Source organism: Flavobacterium sp. SOK18b (assembly GCF_014156605.1).
Taxonomy (GTDB): Bacteria; Bacteroidota; Bacteroidia; order Flavobacteriales; family Flavobacteriaceae; genus Flavobacterium; species Flavobacterium tiangeerense.
The window spans coordinates 1-2,263 of record NZ_QKNZ01000163.1 but is presented as its reverse complement, the minus strand read 5'-3'; the positions used below and the strand labels follow the sequence as shown (position 1 = coordinate 2,263).

General features: G+C 24.8%; 1 protein-coding gene. It reads left to right on the top strand.

The window, feature by feature from the left end; translation table 11 throughout:
• Nucleotides 1-104: 104 nt before the first annotated feature.
• The coding region (locus DNC80_RS15655) for a hypothetical protein (RefSeq protein WP_182652015.1) at nt 105-2,263 on the top strand (2,159 nt) is incomplete at its 3' end.

Genomic DNA, 2,263 nt, shown 5'->3' with positions numbered 1-2,263 from the left:
TAAAAGGAGAATTAGAATTAGAGGATAATGTAAATAAATCAGTTTTTAATGAACATGTAGAGGAAATTGTATAGTTTTTTGAAGTAACTGGGTATAATGTAGTTTTGATTGAAGAAGTAGATAGAATTGATAGTAATGATATATTTACAAAAATGAGAGAAATTAATATACTATTGAATAATTCAAAACTCATAGAAAGAGAAATCAATTTTGTTTATGCCGTTGGGGATGATTTATTTGATGATAAAAAGGAAAGAGTAAAATTCTTTGAATACATAATTCCTGTTATTCCTTTTATTAATTCATCAAACGCTGATGAACAGTTAAGAACATTAATTAAGGAATCTGGATTAGAGGAAAGTATATTTACCAAAGAATTTATATCCGATGTAACTACTTTTATTGATGATATTGACATGCGTTTACTTACAAATATATTCCACGAATTTGTAATCTATAGAAAAACGTTAAAGCCTGAATTCATTACGAAAAATGATGAGTTATTTGCGATGATAACTTATAAAAATATTGACCCCAAAGACTTTACGATGCTCAACAAAAAAGAAGGGAAGTTATATGAGTTAATCAAAAATAAGAGAAGTTACATAAAGAAATTCATCAATAAAATAGATGCTGAAATTGAACTTAAGAAATCTCAAATAGAAGATATTGAAAATCACTCACCAAGAGATATTACGGAATTAAGGGCAGTATATATAAATGAAGTTTTATCAAAACTTCCTGCAAGAACTGCATTATATAATATTAAAATTGATGAATTATTAGAAGATAATGGTTTTGAAAACCTATTAACTGAAAATATCTTTTATACTAATTACAATCATTATAATGGAACTTTATATTCAGAATCAGGTAATACAAAATTAAAATATATTTTTTCAGAAATTGAAAAAAATGTCAATCCAAATTACACTTATCAGCAAAGAGTTAAACTAATCGAATCAAAGCACAACAATAGAGTTGATTTGTTGAAGAGGGAAATTGATAAATTGAAAACAAAGAAATCAGAAATCGAAAATTGGGATTTAAAAAAAATATTCCATGAAGTTGATATTAACGAATACCTAAACGGTTTTTCGAATAATGGTTTATTGAGGAATTTTATTTTGAATGGTTATATCAATGAAAACTACAACGACTATATCTCTTTATTTCACGAAGTATCAATAACAAAAGATGATTTGTATTTCAGAAGAAATGTTATGAGTGGAAACTCTACAGAATTCAGTTTTAAATTATATAAAATTGAAAATTTAGTTGAGAAAATCGATGGGAAGTATTTTGACAGAGAAACAATATTAAACTTTGATTTATTAGATTATTTAGGAAACAACTACAATACATATTCCAACAAATATGATTCAATAATTCGATTGTTAAGTAACGAAAAAGAAAAGTCAATACAGTTTGTAGATGAATACATTAAAAATGAAGATAGACCAATTGAAATTTTCATTGAAAAATTGGTAGAGAATTGGACAGATTTTTGGGACTTTATTTATTCGCAAAGTAAGTATAGTGAGGATAGGGTAACTAAATACCTAGATCTTATCATTAGGTTTTCAAAAAATGAAACAATTTTGAAAAGTCAAAACAAAGACTCATTAAGAACTGAAATTGGAGAAAGATCAAACTTTCTTTCATTAATTAAAAATTCAAGTGAAACCGATTATTATGATAAAATAACCCAACTCCTAAAGGAACTAGATGTTGAATTTGAAAAATTAGATAATCCAAGTGAAGTAACAGAAGAATTGTTTGAGTATGTGTATAAGAATAACCTTTACTCAATAAACAAAGATAATCTTTTACAAATGTTCTTATTATTTGGAAAGGAAAGTAAAAAAGAAGATTTCATTCGTTCTAATTATTCTACAATACTAAAATCAGACTGTGAACCATTAATTTCATACGTTGGTTTAAATATTGCTATTTATATTGAAAATGTATATTTGAAGATAGAAGAAAATAAAATTGAAGAAGAGGAGAATTTAATTAAACTCTTAAATCATAGCATAGAATTAAGTAAAAATTTAAAAATCAAAATAATAAAAAAAACTGAAACTAAAATTTCTGATTTAAAGAAAATCAGCGATATAGAAATCAAATCACAACTATTATTAAATAACAAAGTAATTCCAAAATGGTATAACTTATTAGATTATTACACTTCATCTGAAGACACAATAAACGAAAATCTAATTCAGTTTTTAGAGTTTGAAAATGTTAATACAGAATTATC